The following is a 16,888-nucleotide window of genomic DNA, read 5'->3' as shown; positions in this document are numbered from 1 at the left end:
CTCACCCAAGCTGCGCTAGCCAGCAGGCTGGCAAGCTTCGCTAACCCTCTCCCCTGTCCAGGGGAGAGGGGAAGAAGCAATCCTGAATGTCGATCTACCCCAACTCCCCGTTCGCGCTGAACGAAGTCGAAGCGCACGGTAAGGCGCTGATGGACGGATAAGGCGGGGCGTGGCCTTCGACTTCGCTCAGGCTGAACGGAGGGTGGGGCTGGTCAGATGAGTCTGCCCATCAACGCCACCAGCACGATGACCAGCGCCGCCACGCTCGAATAAAAGGTGAGCGCAAATCCAAACGCCCGTGCCGCCGCACCCCGCGCGTAATTCGCCCAGAACAGCGTTCGCCCGACCGAGAACAACGCCGCCAGCATCGGCACCATCGCCCCCGATCCCTCGACCACCCAGGCGAGCGCCAAATAGGCCGGGATCGCCAGCACCACCTGTTCCAGCGTGTTGCGCAGCACCGCATTGGCCACCTCTACTCGCGGCGAATCGGGACTGCCGCTCGCCGCGCCGTCGATATCGGCGGGCGATTCGAAGCGCAGCGCCGCGACATGGCCGATCGCCGCCGCCAGCCACAGTGCCGCGACCGTCGAAGCCGCCACCGCGCGCAGCACCCGGTCGGTCGCGGACAGGGGATGGCCCAGGCTCCAACTGACCAGCAAGGTCAGCAGCACGACCGCCAACGCGGCGGCCATGCCACGGGCTACGCCGGTCTGGCGGCGGTCGCGGATCGGATGGCGGACGGGTCGGGTGGGATAATCAGGCCCAGGGATCATAGCTGCCGAAACTCCAGGCATGGCCTTCCGGGTCCCGCACGGCATAGCCGCGGCCGCCATAAGGCTTGTTCTCGGGCTCGGCGATGATCGTCGCACCGGCGGCGCGTGCCCGCTCGGCATGGGCATCGACATCGGCGACGACCAGATACAGGTCCATCGTCACCCCGCCCGCCTGGGTCGGCGTCTTCGATCCCGCCACGGCGGCATGGGGCGTGAACAGTGCGCTCGCCACCATCACCATGCGGTCCTGCCACACCAGTTGGGCATGATGGATGATCGTCGGATCGTCGGGATCGGCAAAGACCGTCTGCCGCACGAAGCCGAAGGCGATGCAGAGAAATTCGATGGCGCGCGGGGCATCCTCGTACCGGAGGCAGGGAATGATCTCGTGCCGCATCGAATCGCTCCCGATCGGTTACACCATCACGCCTTGCAGCAATCGGGGAAGCTGCCCGGTCTCGCCACGCGCCTCGGCCATGAAGCGGTTCTTGAGCGGCGGGATATGGTTGATCGCGGTGATGCCCAGCCGCCGGACCGCGCTGGCGGTCTTGCCGGGCACGCCGAAGATGCGGTTGAAGCTGTCGGTCGCCACCGACACCATCAGCGTGTCGAGCCCGCGCCACTGCTGATAACGCTGAAGCAGCGCCGCATCGCCCAGATCCATGCCGGTCCGCTTGCCCTCGACCAGCACCTCGACCAGCGCGGCGACGTCGCGATAGCCCAGATTCACGCCCTGGCCCGCAATCGGGTGGATGCCATGCGCCGAGTCGCCGACCAGCACCAGCCGCTCGCCGGTCATCGTCGCGGCGCGGTGGAAGCCCAGCGGATAGGCCGAACGCGGGGACGCATGGCTGAGCTTGCCGAGGAATCCGCCCATGCTCTTCTCCGCTTCGGCGAGGAAGGCGCGGTCGGACAGCTTCAGCATCGCGTCGCCGTCGCGCCCCGGCACCGACCAGACGATCGCCGAGCGATGCCCGATCTCGTCATCGGGCAGGGGCAGCAGCGCGAACGGGCCGCTGGGATAGAAGATCTCGAACGCGATATTCTCGTGCGCCACCTCATGGTGGAAGGCGCTGATGATCGCCTTGTGGTCATAGGACCAGCGCGCGACCTTGATCCCCGCCGCCTCGCGCGTCGGCGACTGGCGACCCTCGGCGGCGACCAGCAGCGGCGCGCGGACGGTGGTGCCGTCGCTGAGAATCGCGGTGACGCCCGCCGGGCCACGCTCGACCGACACCGCGCGGGTCTGCATCCGCAGGTCGACCCGTTCGGCTTCGTTGGCGGCCTCGTGGATCGCGCGGCGGAGCAGCTTATTCTCGAACATCGTGCCCAGCGCGCCGTCATCGGCATCGGGGATGAAGTCGAGCGCGCCCGGCTCCAGCCCGTCGCTGACCCGGATGTGCCGTATCTCGCAACCCTTGCCCGCCAGCTTCGCGCCGATCCCGATCGCATCGAGCATCCGCCAGCTGGCCGAGGCGACCGCCGAGGCGCGCCCGTCGAAACCGGGGGCCAGCACGACCGCCGGATCGGCCGGATCGACGATGATCGAAGACAGGCCATGCGCGGCCAGACCGACACCCAGAGTCGCGCCGACCAGGCCGCCGCCGAGGATGATGACGTCGCTATCCATGCCCATGCTCCTAGACCTTCATGCGGCGGCAAACAATGTGCAGACCGTCCCGCGCCTTGACGTAGGAACCGTCAGGGGCGATGAATTTTCCCGCATTTTCGGACATTCCTGAAGGATCACATCCCATGGCCAGCCGCGCGCAGCCGGTTTTATGGCGCGAGACGGTGAAGGCGGGCGCGGTGCGCAGCGGCGCGCTGGTCGCCGCGATCGCGCTGTTCGCCGTCACGCTGATGCTGGTGCTGGCGCTGGCCAGCTACCGCGCCAGCGATCCCGCGCTCAACACCGCGTCGGGCGCGGCCCCCGCCAACTGGATGGGGCTGCCCGGCGCGTGGATCGCCGATATCGCGCTGACCCTGTTCGGGCCCGCCGTCGCGCTGATCCTGCCGGTCGGGCCGATCGTCGCGACCCGGCTGTGGCGCGACCGCCCGGCGGGGCGCTGGGTGCGGATGCTGCGCCAGGCGGTGATCGGCACCGCGATGATGGCGTGCGCGCTGTCCTTCGTCTCCGACTCGGCGGTGCTGGCGCTGCCCGCCGGATGGGGCGGGGTGATCGGCCTGTCGGTGGCGAACCTGGTGCGCTGGGCGCTGGCGTTCAGTGGACAGGCGGCGGTCGTCACCTGGGGATCGGCGGCGATCGGGCTGGCGCTGGGCGTCGGCGGCGCGCTGATCTGGGGACGCAGCCTGGAACTCGACATCGCCGAGCGCGGGCTGGCGCGCCTGCGCCGCCGTCGCGCCTTGAGCGAGGATGGCGAGGGCGTGGCCTGGGACGATGAGGACGCGGCGCTCTATGACGACGAGGAGGACGAAGAGGAGCCGCTGACCCTGGCGCGCAAGGCGGTGCCGGTGCGCGAGGATCGTCCCGCCCCCGTCATCGCCGACCGGCAGGTCGCGCCTGCGCCCGCGCGGCCCAAGGCGGCGGCGGATCGCGACGCGCCCTATCAGTTGCCCGGCCTCGACCTGCTGACCCCCGCGCCGCCCTCTCCGGCGGGGACGATCGACAAGGCGGCGCTGGAGCGCAATGCGCGGTTGCTGGAAAACGTCCTCGACGATTTCCGCGTCCAGGGCTCGATCGTCGAGGTGCGCCCCGGCCCGGTCGTCACCATGTACGAACTGGAGCCCGCGCCCGGCATCAAGGCCAATCGCGTCATCGCACTGGCCGATGACATCGCACGCAACATGTCGGCCATCTCGGCGCGCGTCGCGGTGATTCCGGGACGCAACGTCATCGGTATCGAACTGCCCAATGCCAAGCGCGAGATGGTGTCGCTGCACGAACTGGTCGCGTCGCAGAGCTTCGCCGACCAGGCCGCGCAGCTTCCCATCATCCTGGGCAAGAATATCGCGGGCGACTCGGTCGTCGCCGACCTCGCGCCGATGCCCCACCTGCTGGTCGCGGGTACGACGGGTTCGGGCAAGTCGGTCGGCCTCAACGGCATGATCCTGTCGCTGCTCTACCGCCTGACGCCCGAGCAGTGCCGGATGATCATGATCGATCCCAAGATGCTCGAACTGTCGATGTATGACGACATTCCGCATCTGCTGTCCCCGGTCGTCACCGATCCGGCCAAGGCGGTCCGCGCGCTGAAATGGGCGGTCGAGACGATGGAGGACCGCTATCGGCAAATGTCCTCGGTCGGCGTGCGCAGCCTGGCCAGCTTCAACGACAAGGTGCGCGCGGCCAAGGCCAAGGGCCAGCCGCTGGGCCGCAAGGTCCAGACCGGCTATCACCCCGAGACCGGCCAGCCGGTCTATGAGGAAGAAAAGCTCGAATACGAACCGCTGCCGCAGATCGTGGTGATCGTCGACGAGCTGGCCGACCTGATGATGACGGCGGGCAAGGAAGTCGAATTCCTGATCCAGCGACTGGCGCAAAAGGCGCGCGCGGCGGGCATCCACCTGATCATGGCGACGCAGCGGCCGTCGGTCGACGTCATCACCGGCGTCATCAAGGCGAACCTGCCGACCCGGATCAGCTTCCACGTCACCTCCAAGATCGACTCGCGCACCATCCTGGGCGAGCAGGGCGCCGAGCAGCTGCTGGGGCGCGGCGACATGCTCTACATGCCCGGCGGCAAGGGCATCGTGCGCGTCCACGGCCCCTTCGTCTCGGACGACGAGGTGCACCGGGTCGCGGACCATTGGCGCGCGCAGGGCCAGCCCGACTATATCTCCTCGGTCACCGAGGAGCCGGCGGAGAGCTTCGCGCTGGACGGTGCACCCACGGGCGAGGATTCGGCCGAGGACCAGCAATATCGCGCCGCGATCCAGCTGGTGTGCGAGAGCCAGAAGGCCTCGACCTCCTGGCTCCAGCGGCAGTTGCGCATCGGCTACAACTCGGCGGCGCGGCTGATCGAGCGGATGGAGACCGACGGCATCGTCGGCCGGCCGGATCATGTCGGCCGCCGCGAAGTGCTGCGCGATACCGAGGGGCATCCGATCTAGGGGCGATCGCCATTCAGAATTGCTTCTTCCCCTCTCCCCTGGACAGGGGAGAGGGTTAGCGGAGCTTGCCAGCGTGCTGGCTAGCGCAGCTTGGGTGAGGGGTTGAGCGAGCCTAAAGGCTCGCGCGCTCGCGGAGCGAGCGCCCACCCCTCACCCAGCTCCGACTAAGCCTTTGCTTTTGCAAAGGCCAAGTCTGCGCAACCCTCTCCCCTCTGCGAGGGGCGAGGGGAGGAAAGGCAGCACTGAATGTCGACCGGCCCTAGGGGGGCAATGACGTTGCGCTGAATCCACGCGACCCCTCTCTTTCAGGGGTGGGGCGGGCAATTACCCCAGCCTCCATTCGCACGGAGCAAAGTCGAAGGGCGCCCCCGCCGTTCGCCATGACGGATTCCCCAAGCCTTCGACGACGCTCGGGCTGGACGGAAGGATGGGCTTACGGCGCGACCGGCTTCAACATCGCCGAATCGATATGCCAGCGCAGCTGGTCCGCGCTTGCGCCCGGCACGTCGTTGACCCGTCGCACCACATATTGCCCCGCGAAACGCTGTTGCCGCCCATCGGTCAGCTGCGCATCGACGGTGACGGGAATGGTCGCATAGACCGATCCCGCCGCCCCTTCGCTGGGCGGCACCTGCCCGATCGTCACGCTGGTCGCGCGGGTCCGGGCGAAGCCCTTCTGGAAATCGGCGAAGCGCTGGCCCGGACGGCCATCGGGACCCCATTGGGTCCAGGCGGTGGCATAGTCGTGCGCGTTGATCGCCGCATAGTAACGCCGCACGACCGCCGCTGCCGCCGCGTCGCTCTTGGGGGCGACCGAACAGCCCGGCGTGGTCGCGGCATCGTCGCCCAGCAGCGCGCAGCTGCGGGCGATCTCGTCCTCGATCATCGCGCAGCTATTCGCCACGTTGCACGGCGGATGGGTGGCAGGGCTGACCGAGGTGCAGATCCTCACCAGCCGGTCGGCGGCGCGACCCCGCTCGGCCGAGCAGGCCAGGATCCGGTCCGGCTCGGCGGCGGTCTTGATCGGGGCGGGCAGGGTGCGGGGCGTGCCCGCCGGGCTGGCGGTCGGCGCGGGAGCCTGGGTCGCGGCGCTGTTGCGCATGCTCCCCGCCTCACCGCCATCGCCGCACCCCGCCAGCGGCAGGGCGATGCCAAGGGCGATCCAATAGGGGGAGCGGATCATCGCATATCTCCGGAGCGTGGACCCGGACCAACGCGTCGGCCGCGATCGGGCTCCGTTCAGATGGACGGCGTGGTCGGCGCAGAGGTGGTCGGCGGGGGCGTGTCCTCGGCGGCGGGCGGGGGATTGCCCGTCGCGGCCGCCGGGCCGGGCACCGTCACCGGGCTGGTAATGATCGGCGACGGCGTGGCGATCGAGGCGACCAGCGCGGCATTCTCGATCAGGTCGAGCGCATGGCGGGCCAGCACATAGCGGCGCGCGGCGCGCTGCCAGGTCTGGGCGGTGGCGGCGCCGGGCAGCCGGGTCACCTCGGCCCGCGCGGCCTCGACCTGTCCGCCGTCGAGCAGCCTCTGCGCGCGCGCCAGCCGCTCGGTGGGATTGGTCGAGGGCGCCGTCGCCTCGCGAATCACGATCAGCCGACCCAGCTCCTGCCGAAGCCCTTCCCACCAACCATTGCTGGTGTTGACGATCAGGTCGGGGCCCAGCGTGTCCAGCCCCTGGCGCAGCGTCTCCAGCGTCACCGGCTGGTGCGAGGCCATGATGAGCGCGGACACGGCGCGCGGCTCGCTGCCCCCGAAGCGGATGCGGAGCTGTTCCTCCAGATAGCCCAGCGGCTGCCCCCGATCGATCGCGCGCCGTGCGGCGGCGGCGACCAGGATCGATTCGGCGCGGGCGGCTTGGGTGCCCGCCGCCGTCGAGTCGGTCGCGATCGCGGCGGCGCGCGCCTCCAGCGTGGCGAGTTGCGCGGCCAGCGCGGCCTCGCGGGTGGCGAGCGCGACCGGATCGGCGGCGGCATGCGCCGCCTCGGTGGCGGCGGTATCGGTCGCGGTGCCGGACTTGGCGGCGGTGGCGTGCGGTGCGGTGGCGGTGGTGCCGCCGAACCAGCTCAGGTGGCGCATCGCATAGGCCATCAGCAGCAACCCGGCGGCAAAGGCGAGCAGGACCAGCGCGATGGTCGCGCCCGTACGGGGCCCGCGCGACGGCGGTCGGTCGGAAGGCGCGAATTCGTTCATGCCCCGCTTATCCCCGTGGCGGCGGTCCGGGTCAACGCCCGCGCGGCGGCGACCATCGCGGCGTCGCGCGGGGCGGCGACGATCCGGCTGGCCGCCCAGCCCTCGCCCGCCGCCGCCGCCGTCTTCGCGCTGATCGCGACGATCGCCACCGCCCCGCGCGAAACCCCCGCGTCGTCGACCAGCATGGCCAGCCGCGCCGCCGCGCGCGCCGAATGGAGCAGCACGACCGTCCCCGCCAGCGCGCGGACCGCGTCCCGGTCGACCGCCACCGGCTCGGCGGCATAGACGGTGCGGACCATCGCCCCCGTCTCCACCCGGTCGCGCCCCGCCAGATGGAGCAGCCGGTCCAGCCCCGCCGCGCGCGCCTGTGCGACCACGGCGGCGGCATCGCGCTCGCCGGTCAGCGCCACCGTCAGGCCCGCCGCACGCGCCGCCTCGGCGGTGGCGGGGCCGACCGCGACGACGGGCTTGTCCTTGAACGCGGCCAGCCCCGGTCCGGCCAGCCGCACCGCCTGCGCGCTGGTGAAGAGCAGCGCCCCCACATCGTCCGGCGCGGGCGGCGTCCAGGCGAGTGCCTGCGCCGCGAAGAAGGGGAGCGCGCGCGCCGTCAGCCCCTGGGCGCGCAGTTCGGCGATCGTCGCGGCATTGCCGGGCTCCGGCCGGACCACGACGACCGTCATCGCCTCAGCCGCCCGCGAACAGGCGGCGCACCTCGGGCGGCGCGCGGTCGAGCAGATCGGTCGCCAGCCGCGCGCCCAGCGCCTCGTCCAGCCCGCCTTCGACCCAGCCGCTCACCCGCGCCGAGCCGTCCTCGGCCAGCAGTTCCGCGCGCAGGGTCAGCATTTCCCCCGACAGCGAGGCGAGCGCCGCGACCGGGCTGTGGCAATCGGCCTGAAGCGCAGCGAGCAGCGCGCGTTCGGCCATGACGCAGGCATGGGTCTCGGCATGGTCGATCGACCCGATCAACATGGTGGCAGCGGCATCGTCGGCGCGCGTCTCGATCCCGACCGCGCCTTGCGAGGGGGCGGGGAGCATCTGGTCGGTGGGCACGGCGTGGCCGACATCGCGCCCCAGCCGGTCGAGCCCGGCGGCGGCGAGCAGGGTGGCGTCCATCTCGCCGCTGGCCACCTTGGCAAGCCGCGTATCGACATTGCCGCGCAGCAGGGTGATGGTCAGGTCGGGCCGGTGCGACAACAGCTGCGCGCGGCGGCGCGGGCTGCTGGTGCCGATGACCGCGCCGGGACGCAGGCTCGCGATCGTCTCCGCGCCGATCAGCCGGTCGCGGACGTCCGCGCGGGGCAGCATCGCGGCGATATGCAGCCAGTCGGGGCGGACCGTCTCGACATCCTTCATCGAATGGACCGAGGCATCGATCTCGCCATCGAACAGCGCGCGGTCCAGTTCCTTGGTCCACAGCGCCTTGCCGCCGATCTCGGCCAGCGCGCGGTCCTGCACCCGGTCGCCGGTGGTCTTGATCGGCACGATCTCGACCGCGTCCTCGTCCCACCCTTGCGCCTCCGCCAGCGCGGCGCGCACCATCCGCGCCTGGGTGAGGGCCAGCGGCGAACCGCGCGTACCGAGCCGAAAACGAACCATGGTCTGGCCTTTGCCGCAATACGCCCCCCTTCGACAATAAGGATGCGAGGGGGTATGGGGTGGGCCATGCTGATCCTGGGACTGGAATCCTCGTGCGACGAGACGGCCGCCGCACTCGTCACCGATGACGGGCGCGTGCTGGCGCATCGTCTGCTGGGGCAGGAGGCGGCGCATGCCCCGTTCGGCGGCGTCGTCCCCGAAATCGCCGCGCGCGCACATGTCGAGGCGATGGAGCCGCTGGTCGCCGCCGCCTTCGCCGATGCGGGCGTGACCCTGGCCGATGTCGACGCCATCGCCGCGACCGCCGGACCCGGGCTGATCGGCGGGGTGATGGTCGGCCTCGTCACCGGCAAGGCGCTGGCGCATGCGGCGGGCAAGCCGCTGATCGCGGTCAACCATCTGGAGGGCCATGCCCTGTCGCCGCGCCTGTCCGACCGCGAGCTGGCCTATCCCTATCTGTTGCTGCTGGTGTCGGGCGGGCATTGCCAGCTGCTGCTGGTCGAGGGCGTCGGGCGCTATCGCCGGATGGCGACGACGATCGACGACGCGGCGGGCGAGGCGTTCGACAAGACCGCCAAGCTGCTGGGTCTCGGCTATCCCGGCGGTCCGCGCGTCGAGGCGGCGGCGCGCGAGGGCGATCCTTATGCGGTGCCGCTGCCCCGTCCGCTGAAGGGCGCGGCCGAGCCGCATTTCTCCTTTGCGGGCCTCAAGAGCGCGGTCGCGCGCGCGGTCGGGCATCATCGGCCGGAGGATATCGCCGCATCCTTCCAGCAGGCGGTGGTCGATTGCCTGCTCGACCGCACGCGCCGCGCGCTGGGCGAAGTGCCCCCCGTCACCGCGCTGGTGGTCGCGGGCGGGGTCGCGGCGAACGGGGTGATCCGGGGCGCACTCGAGTCGCTCGCCGCCGAGCATGGCCTGCGCTTCGTCGCGCCGCCGCTATGGCTGTGCACCGACAATGCCGCGATGATCGCCTGGGCGGGGGTCGAGCGGTTCCGCGAAGGGCTGACCGATCCGCTCGACACGCCGGCGCGGGCGCGCTGGCCGCTCGATCCGGCGGCCGAGGCGGTGCGCGGCGCGGGGGTGAAGGCATGAGGATCGGGGTGATCGGGGCGGGGGCCTGGGGCACCGCGCTGGCGCAGGTCGCCGCCTATGGCGACCGGCCGGTGCGGATCTGGGCGCGCGACCCGGCGGTGGCCGAGGCGATCAACACCACCCATGCCAACCCACTCTATCTGCCGAACATCGCCTTGGCGCCGAGCATCGAGGCGGTCAGCGATCCGGCCGCCATGGCCGATATGGATGCGCTGCTCGTCGTCACGCCCGCCCAGGCGGTGGGCGCGGTGCTGGCGACGATGCCGGTCGGCGCGACGCCGCTGGTCCTGTGCTCCAAGGGGATCGAGGCGGGGACGCGGCGGTTGGTCGGCGAGGTCGCCCGCGCGCTCCATCCCGACGCGCCGATCGCGGTGCTGTCGGGGCCGACCTTCGCGCATGAGGTGGCGGCGGGGCTGCCGACCGCGGTGACGCTGGCCTGCGAAGAGCCCGCGCTGCGCGAACGTCTGCCCGCGCGCATCGCCGCGCCGCATTTCCGACCCTATGCCACCGACGACGTGACGGGGGCGGAGATCGGCGGCGCGATCAAGAACGTCCTCGCCATCGGCTGCGGCGTGGTGGAGGGCGCGGGGCTGGGCCAGAATGCGCGCGCCGCACTGATCGCGCGCGGCTTTGCCGAGATGACGCGGTTCGGGCTGGCGCGCGGCGGACGTGCCGAGACGCTGGCCGGGCTGTCGGGCCTGGGTGATCTGGTGCTGACCTGTTCGTCGACCGCGTCGCGCAATTTCTCGCTGGGGGTCGGGCTGGGGCAGGGGCGCTCGGCGGCGGACCTGCTGGCCGACCGGCGGACCGTGGCGGAAGGCGCCTTCACCGCCCCCGTGCTGCGCCAGGCGGCGATGGAGGCGGGAGTCGACATGCCGGTCTGCGCGGCGGTGTGCCGGTTGCTGGAGGGGGCGGCGGTGAAGGACATCATCGGCATGCTGCTGGCCCGGCCGCTCAAGGCCGAGGGGCACTGATCCCAAGCTCCGTTCAGCCTGAGCGAAGTCGAAGGCCAAGGGAATCCGCCGCCAGGAAACCCCGTGGCTGGCATGATGGCGTGGCCTTCGACTGCGCTCAGGCCGAACGGAGTGCGGGAGGAGCGGATAGGGGAGGCGAAATTACCGCAACACCTGCCGCGCCAGCGCCCCGCATGCAGCATTCTGTGCCTTGGGCCCCGAATCGCCGGTGATCGCGCGGCCGATCGACTTGAAGATGTTGCCGACCGACTTCACCTCCTTCGGGATGACGAGGTCGGGTTTCTCCAGCGTGCCCGTCACCGTCGCGGCCCCCGCCAGGCGCAGCACCCCGCCCTGTTTGGGTGCGCCGGTCAGCCGCAGCGCCAACCGCTCGTCGGGGAAGGTGACGGTGCCCGTCCCGTCCAGCCGGCTGCGCGAGGTGTCGACGATCAACGGATCGGCGCGGCCGGTGCCGTTCCGCATGTCCACCCCGACGATCAGGCAGCGCAGATTGGCCCGTTCCGACGATCCCGCCATCAGCGCCGCCCCGGCATCGAACCCCAGCGCCGCCGCATAGCGATCGGGCAGCGAGCCGTTCGCCACCACCAGCCCGATCCGCCCGCTCGACCGGCCGATGGCGGCCCGCACCGTCTCGCCCGCACCCGCCAGTTTCGCCCGCGCCGCGACCTGTCCGGTGATCTCGGTCTGGCCCGACAGCGACAGGACACTTGCCCCGCTCAGCCGCAGGTCCAGCGTCAGTTGCGGCACCTTGCGCCCGCCGCGCTGGTCGATCACCGCGCGGCCGGTCACTACCCCTTGGCGCAGGGTCATGCGAATCCGGTCGATGGTCAGCCGCTGATGGTCCATCGCCATCCGCCCGGTGAATCCGGTGATCGGCGAGGCTCCCTTGGCGCTGACCACCCGGCCGACGCGGAAGGCGATGGTGCCGTCGGTCGTGTCGATCTTGCCGATGTCGATCCGGGTGTTGGGCATCAGGCGCGGCCCAATCCGCCGTTCGAGCGCCGCGGCCTCGGCCAGCCCCTCGGGCGAGGACAGGTCGTCGAAATCCAGCTGTCGCGCGGTGACGTCGCCGTCCAGGATGGTGCGCCCCTGCCGCTTGTCGACGGTCAGCCGGCCGCTCAGGTCGGAGCGTCCGATCCGCCCCTTCAGGTCGGTGATCGTCCAGCGCGGGCGTTGGTGTTCGACATGCGCGGCCAGTTCGACGGCGCCGGTCTGGAACAGCCCCGCCTCGATCACCGCGTCGATCCGCTTCAGATCGTCGGCCCTGGCCGTCAGGTCGAGCGTCATCGCATCGGTGTCGAGCGGCCGGGCCATCGTGCCGGTCGCCTTCATCGACAATTGGGCGCCGCTGATCGTCGCCTGGAAGGGCCAGCGCCCCGGTTTCACCGCCGCGCCGGTAAAGGCGATGCGGATCGGTGCGCCGCGCACCGTGCCGTCGCCCTCGGCCCGCACGCCCTTGTCGGGATCGGCGGCGATGCGCAGCGTGGCGGTCCGGTCCTGCTTGGCGTCGCGATATCCGACCACGCCGTCGGTGATGGTCAGCCCTTGGAGATCGGTGGAGCTGCCCCCCTCTTCCGGCTCGCCGGGGCGGGACCAGTTGGTCCGGCCCTGCTTGTCGCGGACCAGCGCCAGCCGCAGTCCCGAGACGCGAATATCCTCGGGTTTGAAGCGGCCTGTCAGCAGCGGCCAGACCGAGAAACGGATTTCGGCGCGCGACAGGCGGACGAAATCGCCGCGGCCCGCCCAGTCGGCCTGCGGGATGCGCAGATCCTCGACCGCGATGACGGGGTGAAAGCCGATCGCGTCGACCCGGTGGACCGAACCGATCGTCACCGGCCGCCCGAATCGCTCGGTCGCCTCGCGCGTCACCGCCCCGCGCAGCACGCCCCAGGGAAAGACCGCCAGGACCAGGGCCAGCACCAGCGGCAGCGCGACCAGCACCCCCACCGCGATCCTCACCCAGCGCCGCCGCCCCTCCGGGCGATTCTTCACCTGAATCATGACGACGGGACGCGCAGACCGGCGGTTCGTTCCACCTGCGTCAGGACCGGACGGCGCGATGATTGCCCCGACGCCCCGCCCGCCCTAGATATGGGGCCATTGTAATCGGGAGCTCCCTCCGTTGGTCCTCATCCTTCAGATCTTGCAGATTCTCCTCAACGTCGTCTGGTGGGTGATCATCGTTCAGGCGATCCTGTCCTGGCTGATCGCCTTCAACGTCATCAACACCTCGAACGATTTCATCCGTTCGGTCTGGTATGCACTCCAGAAGATGACCGATCCGCTCTATCGTCCGATCCGGCGCATCCTGCCCGATTTCGGCGCGCTCGACCTGTCGCCGATGGTCGTGCTGCTGGCGGTGGTCATCCTCGACAAGATTCTGAACGCCGCGATCGCGCAACAGATGTACGGGGGCGCGGTCGTCGTCGGCTGATGCCCGCCTGGTCGCCCTGCGACGACGGTATCCGCATCGCGGTGCGCGTCACCCCGCGCGGCGGGCGTGACGCGCTGACCAGCGGCACCGACGCCCATTTCGCCGCGCGGCTGTCCGCACCCCCGGTCGACGGCGCGGCCAATGCGGCGCTGGTCCCGCTGGTCGCCAAGCATTTCGGCGTGGCCAAGCGCGCGGTGACGATCGTCGCGGGCGAGACGGCGCGATTGAAGCGCCTTCACATCGCCGGGGACCCGGACGCACTGGCGCGTCTGGCCGAGGCGCTTTATGGCGGTGCGCCATGACCAGCGCCACGATCATCGACGGCAAGGCGTTCGCCGCCGGCCTCCGCACCCGTATTGCCACCCAGGTCGCGACCTTCCGCGACGCCACCGGCCGCGCGCCGGGGCTGGCCGTCGTCCTTGTTGGCGAGGACCCGGCCTCCAGCGTCTATGTCCGGTCCAAGGGCAAGGCGACGCGCGAGGCGGGGATGGAGAGCTTCGAGCATCGCCTGCCCGCCGATACCGATCAGGCGACCCTGCTGACGCTGGTCGAACAGCTCAATCAGGACCCGACCGTCGACGGCATCCTCGTCCAGCTGCCGCTGCCCGGCCAGATCGACGCGCAGGCGGTGATCCAGGCGATCGATCCCGACAAGGATGTCGACGGCTTCCACCCGGTCAATGCCGGGCGGCTGGCGACGGGTGTCGAGGGCTTCGTGCCCTGCACCCCGCTCGGCTGCCTGATGCTGCTCAAGAGCATCCACCCCAGCCTGTCGGGGATGGACGCGGTGGTCGTCGGCCGCTCGAACATCGTCGGCAAGCCGATGGCGCAGCTTTTGCTGGGCGAAAGCTGCACCGTGACGGTCGCGCACAGCCGCACCCGCAATCTGCCCGAAATGGTCGGCCGCGCCGATATCGTCGTGGCGGCGGTGGGCGTGCCGGGTCTGGTCAAGGGCGAGTGGATCAAGCCCGGCGCGAGCGTCATCGACGTCGGCATCAACCGGACCGAGACGGGCCTGGTCGGCGATGTCGAATATGACGCCGCCGCCGCGCGCGCGGGCGCGATCACCCCGGTGCCGGGCGGCGTCGGGCCGATGACGATCGCGGTTCTGCTGCGCAACACGCTGGTCTCGGCGGGACGGCGCGAGGGCGTCGCGATCGACCAGACGGCGCTCTGAGCCGGTGCTCGAACTTTTCATCTCGTCGCTGATCACCTTCTTCGTGGTGATCGATCCGCCGGGCTGCGCGCCGATCTATGCGGGCCTGTCGGCGGGGGCGACGCCGCAGCACCGTCGCGCGATGGCGATCCGCGCGGTCATGGTCGCCTCGGTCATCCTGTTCGTCTTCGCGCTGTTCGGCGAGGCGCTGCTCCACGGGCTCGGCATCGAGATGCCCGCCTTCCGCATCGCGGGCGGCATCATGCTGTTCCTGATCGCGCTGGAGATGGTGTTCGAGAAGCGCACGCAGCGGCGCGAGGACCGCGCGGCCAAGGTCGCCGACGATCCGCACGAGGCGGAGGATGTGTCGATCTTCCCCATGGCGATGCCGATGATCGCAGGGCCGGGGTCGATCGCGACCGTCATGCTGCTGATGAGCCGCAACCAGGGGCTGGAGGCGTCGCTGGTCGTGCTGGGCGCGATGGTGACGATCCTGCTCCTGACGCTGGTCGCCTTGCTGGCGGCGGGCCCGCTGATGCGGCTGCTGGGCGCCAAGATCGAGGCGGTCATCACCCGCGTTCTGGGCGTGCTGCTCGCCGCGCTGGCGGTGCAGTTCGTGATCGACGGGGTCACCGCCAGCCTGAAGTGATCCCATTCCTCCCCGGCCAGGGGAGGGGAACCATGGAGGGGGCGTGTCCCATGAGGTCGCCCCCTTCCGTCAGGCCCGACGGCCTGCCACCGCCCCGCAAGCGGATCAGTTGATCCGGTACAGCCGCAACGGCGACCCCTTGGGCAGCGGCAGCGGGGTCAGCCAGCCCGGCACCCAGCCATGCGCCATCCGGTCGTAAAAGCCCCCTGGCGCCCGCGCGCGGTAGTTGGTCGACTCGGACATGTCGGGGCATAGCAGCAACAGCGTCGCGCCATGCCGCTTCATGATCGCGCGCGCCTGCGCCTCGCCGCCCTGAAAGGCGTGCTGCACGTCCAGGATCGCGTCGCCGTTGCGGTGATAGGGCCCCGCGATCGCGTCGTGATGGGTGGTCACGATCAGCCGCGGCCCCAGATCGACGAAGCTGAAGACCGTCGCCGCCGGATAGGCGTTGAGCCGCGCCAGCACCGAGGTGCGCACGCACTGCCCCGTCGCGCGGTTGACCCGCGCGGCATAGGCATTGGCCTGCCCGACCGGCAAATGGTTGAAGATCAGCGCGGTGGCGATGCCGCTCGGCACCAGGATCGCCGCGACCATCACCGGCACGCGCAGCAGCGGCGAGGGCAGGCGGTTGATCCAGGGCAGGATGATCCAGAGCAGCGCCGCGACCCCCGGCACCGCCAGCATCTGCGCCGCCGGGGCCGCGCGCGCCTGCCACAACAGCATCGCACAGGCGAAGGTGGTGAACAACGCGATCGCGGTCCACCCGATCGTACGCCGCCGCACCGCCGCGACGATCGCCCCGATCATCCCGATGATCGGCATGATGACCATGGGCAGCGCGATGCGCAGCGGATGCTTGTAGATCGGCTTGGCCTCGCGGACATTGTTCAGCCAGTTGCGCTGCAACTCGGGGCTGACCTGTTCGGGCCGGGTCAGGCATTGCGGAAAGCGCCAGGCGAAGCCGCCCGCGATCACCGCGCCCGCCAGCACGGCAAGGCCCAGCCGCGCGGCGCGCGACTCGGGATTGATCCGCGCCAGCAGGAACAACAGCGCCCCCGCCACCACCGTCACCGACAGCCAGACCGGGGTCAGCGCGTCGCAGCGCATCGCGTAATTGGCGTTGGAGGCAAAGGCGGCGAACCCCGCCGCGCTCCCCCCGCCGAGCGTCAGCGCATAGACCGCCAGCCGCGACGCCTCGTCCCGGTCCCAGACCCAGCGCAGCGTCAGGATCGCCCCTGCCATCGCGGCATAGGGCAGCATCTCCAGCCCGATCGACAGCGACACCGCGCTGGCCAGGCCGACCAGCGCGCCGCCGCGCCGCGCCTGCGGATCGCACAGCCCGGCGACCGTGACCGCCAGCATCGCCAGCTGCCATCCGTGATGGTCGATGCGCATCGGCATGAACATCAGCTGGGTCGAGCCCGCGCAATAGAGCAGCGCGATCCCCAGCGGCCAGGCATAGGGCGCGATCAGGCGGCGCATCGTCGCCGCGATCCCCAGCATCGCGATCGACAGGGGGATGGTCGGCGCGATCCCGCAGGCCAGCCGCTCGGCCCAGGCGGGGGTGGTGAACAGGCGGAAGAACAGGATCAGCCCCGCGATCGGCAGGTCGACGATCCGGCTCCAATGGATGTCGAACCCGACCGGCGGGTTCATCCGATACTGGCGCAGATCGTACCAGCCCTGCCCCGCCATCCAGGCGCGCACCTGCATCAGCCGCATATTGTCGTCGGTGTCGCCCAGCGACCACCAGCGAATCTGGCCCCAGCGGTCATAGACGTACCAGGCGGCGATCGCGACCCAGGCGACCATGACCCATTGCCGCCAGTTGCGGTCGATCTCGCCCTTCAGACGTTCCAAAGACGCTTCCCTCATAACCGCCTGCGGCCTAAGGCGCAGGACTTCGGGCTCCGCTCTATCGCGGGCGACGTAAAGGGCAAGACGGCG

The 16,888-nt window shown here is 70.6% G+C and carries 16 protein-coding genes; 7 read left to right on the top strand and 9 right to left on the bottom strand.

Annotated elements, in window-relative coordinates:
• Positions 1-212: 212 nt before the first annotated feature.
• Genes ACFX59_RS11475 through ACFX59_RS11465 form a run of 3 tightly spaced genes read right to left on the bottom strand, consistent with a single transcriptional unit; the run spans position 213 to position 2,406 of the window.
• Positions 213-776, bottom strand: coding sequence for an MAPEG family protein (locus ACFX59_RS11475; protein WP_387432392.1), 564 nt, complete (start codon positions 774-776; stop codon positions 213-215).
• Positions 760-1,173 (bottom strand): VOC family protein, encoded by a 414-nt coding sequence (locus ACFX59_RS11470; protein WP_387432391.1) that lies wholly within the window; start codon positions 1,171-1,173, stop codon positions 760-762. Before ACFX59_RS11470 ends, ACFX59_RS11475 begins: the two co-directional genes overlap by 17 nt.
• An 18-nt stretch (positions 1,174-1,191) precedes the next feature.
• Positions 1,192-2,406, bottom strand: a complete 1,215-nt coding sequence (locus ACFX59_RS11465) for a UbiH/UbiF/VisC/COQ6 family ubiquinone biosynthesis hydroxylase (protein WP_307101718.1) — start codon at positions 2,404-2,406, stop codon at positions 1,192-1,194.
• A 125-nt stretch (positions 2,407-2,531) separates the two neighbouring features.
• Here ACFX59_RS11465 and ACFX59_RS11460 point away from each other — a divergent pair, with 125 nt between their 5' ends.
• A complete protein-coding gene (locus ACFX59_RS11460; protein ID WP_307101716.1) occupies positions 2,532-4,847 on the top strand; it encodes a DNA translocase FtsK in 2,316 nt (771 codons plus the stop codon).
• Between the two features lie 433 nt (positions 4,848-5,280).
• Here ACFX59_RS11460 and ACFX59_RS11455 read toward each other — a convergent pair whose 3' ends face one another.
• Genes ACFX59_RS11455 through hemC form a run of 4 tightly spaced genes read right to left on the bottom strand, consistent with a single transcriptional unit; the run spans position 5,281 to position 8,636 of the window.
• A complete protein-coding gene (locus ACFX59_RS11455; protein ID WP_387432389.1) occupies positions 5,281-6,030 on the bottom strand; it encodes a hypothetical protein in 750 nt (249 codons plus the stop codon).
• A 56-nt stretch (positions 6,031-6,086) separates the two neighbouring features.
• Complete coding sequence (locus ACFX59_RS11450; protein ID WP_387432388.1) at positions 6,087-7,040, bottom strand: hypothetical protein; 954 nt, start codon at positions 7,038-7,040, stop codon at positions 6,087-6,089.
• Positions 7,037-7,720 carry a uroporphyrinogen-III synthase gene (locus tag ACFX59_RS11445; protein ID WP_387432386.1) on the bottom strand — a complete coding sequence of 228 codons (684 nt, stop codon included), beginning with the start codon at positions 7,718-7,720 and terminating at the stop codon, positions 7,037-7,039. Before ACFX59_RS11445 ends, ACFX59_RS11450 begins: the two co-directional genes overlap by 4 nt.
• 4 nt (positions 7,721-7,724) lie before the next feature.
• Positions 7,725-8,636, bottom strand: coding sequence for a hydroxymethylbilane synthase (gene hemC / locus ACFX59_RS11440; RefSeq protein WP_387432384.1), 912 nt, complete (start codon positions 8,634-8,636; stop codon positions 7,725-7,727).
• 66 nt (positions 8,637-8,702) lie between these two features.
• Here hemC and tsaD point away from each other — a divergent pair, with 66 nt between their 5' ends.
• Both tsaD and ACFX59_RS11430 read left to right on the top strand, forming a co-directional pair.
• On the top strand, positions 8,703-9,728 hold the full coding sequence (gene tsaD, locus ACFX59_RS11435; protein WP_387432382.1) for a tRNA (adenosine(37)-N6)-threonylcarbamoyltransferase complex transferase subunit TsaD: 1,026 nt from the start codon (positions 8,703-8,705) through the stop codon (positions 9,726-9,728).
• Positions 9,725-10,702, top strand: a complete 978-nt coding sequence (locus ACFX59_RS11430) for an NAD(P)H-dependent glycerol-3-phosphate dehydrogenase (protein WP_387432380.1) — start codon at positions 9,725-9,727, stop codon at positions 10,700-10,702. Before tsaD ends, ACFX59_RS11430 begins: the two co-directional genes overlap by 4 nt.
• Before the next feature lie 141 nt (positions 10,703-10,843).
• Here ACFX59_RS11430 and ACFX59_RS11425 read toward each other — a convergent pair whose 3' ends face one another.
• Complete coding sequence (locus ACFX59_RS11425; protein WP_387432378.1) at positions 10,844-12,703, bottom strand: AsmA family protein; 1,860 nt, start codon at positions 12,701-12,703, stop codon at positions 10,844-10,846.
• Positions 12,704-12,824: 121 nt separating this feature from the next.
• On the opposite strand from ACFX59_RS11425, the gene ACFX59_RS11420 reads away from it, so the two are divergent.
• The 4 genes from ACFX59_RS11420 to ACFX59_RS11405 are packed head-to-tail and all read left to right on the top strand — an operon-like array spanning position 12,825 to position 14,941.
• Positions 12,825-13,136: a YggT family protein gene (locus tag ACFX59_RS11420; RefSeq protein WP_307101698.1), complete on the top strand. Its 312-nt coding sequence runs from the start codon at positions 12,825-12,827 to the stop codon at positions 13,134-13,136.
• Entirely contained in the window at positions 13,136-13,438 is a 303-nt protein-coding gene (locus ACFX59_RS11415; RefSeq protein WP_309691228.1) for a DUF167 family protein, read from the top strand. The genes ACFX59_RS11420 and ACFX59_RS11415 overlap by 1 nt, the downstream gene beginning before the upstream one ends.
• Positions 13,435-14,313: a bifunctional methylenetetrahydrofolate dehydrogenase/methenyltetrahydrofolate cyclohydrolase FolD gene (gene folD / locus ACFX59_RS11410; RefSeq protein WP_387432376.1), complete on the top strand. Its 879-nt coding sequence runs from the start codon at positions 13,435-13,437 to the stop codon at positions 14,311-14,313. The genes ACFX59_RS11415 and folD overlap by 4 nt, the downstream gene beginning before the upstream one ends.
• 4 nt (positions 14,314-14,317) lie before the next feature.
• Positions 14,318-14,941 (top strand): MarC family protein, encoded by a 624-nt coding sequence (locus ACFX59_RS11405; protein ID WP_307101691.1) that lies wholly within the window; start codon positions 14,318-14,320, stop codon positions 14,939-14,941.
• A 105-nt stretch (positions 14,942-15,046) separates the two neighbouring features.
• On the opposite strand, the gene ACFX59_RS11400 is transcribed toward ACFX59_RS11405, so the two are convergent.
• Positions 15,047-16,816 carry an AcrB/AcrD/AcrF family protein gene (locus ACFX59_RS11400; RefSeq protein ID WP_387432375.1) on the bottom strand — a complete coding sequence of 590 codons (1,770 nt, stop codon included), beginning with the start codon at positions 16,814-16,816 and terminating at the stop codon, positions 15,047-15,049.
• Between the last annotated feature and the right edge of the window lie 72 nt (positions 16,817-16,888).

It is taken from the genome of Sphingomonas sp. NCPPB 2930 (assembly GCF_042867205.1).
GTDB lineage: Bacteria > Pseudomonadota > Alphaproteobacteria > Sphingomonadales > Sphingomonadaceae > Sphingomonas.
The sequence above is the reverse complement of the archived record's forward strand: the minus strand, read 5'-3'. Positions and strand labels throughout refer to the sequence as shown.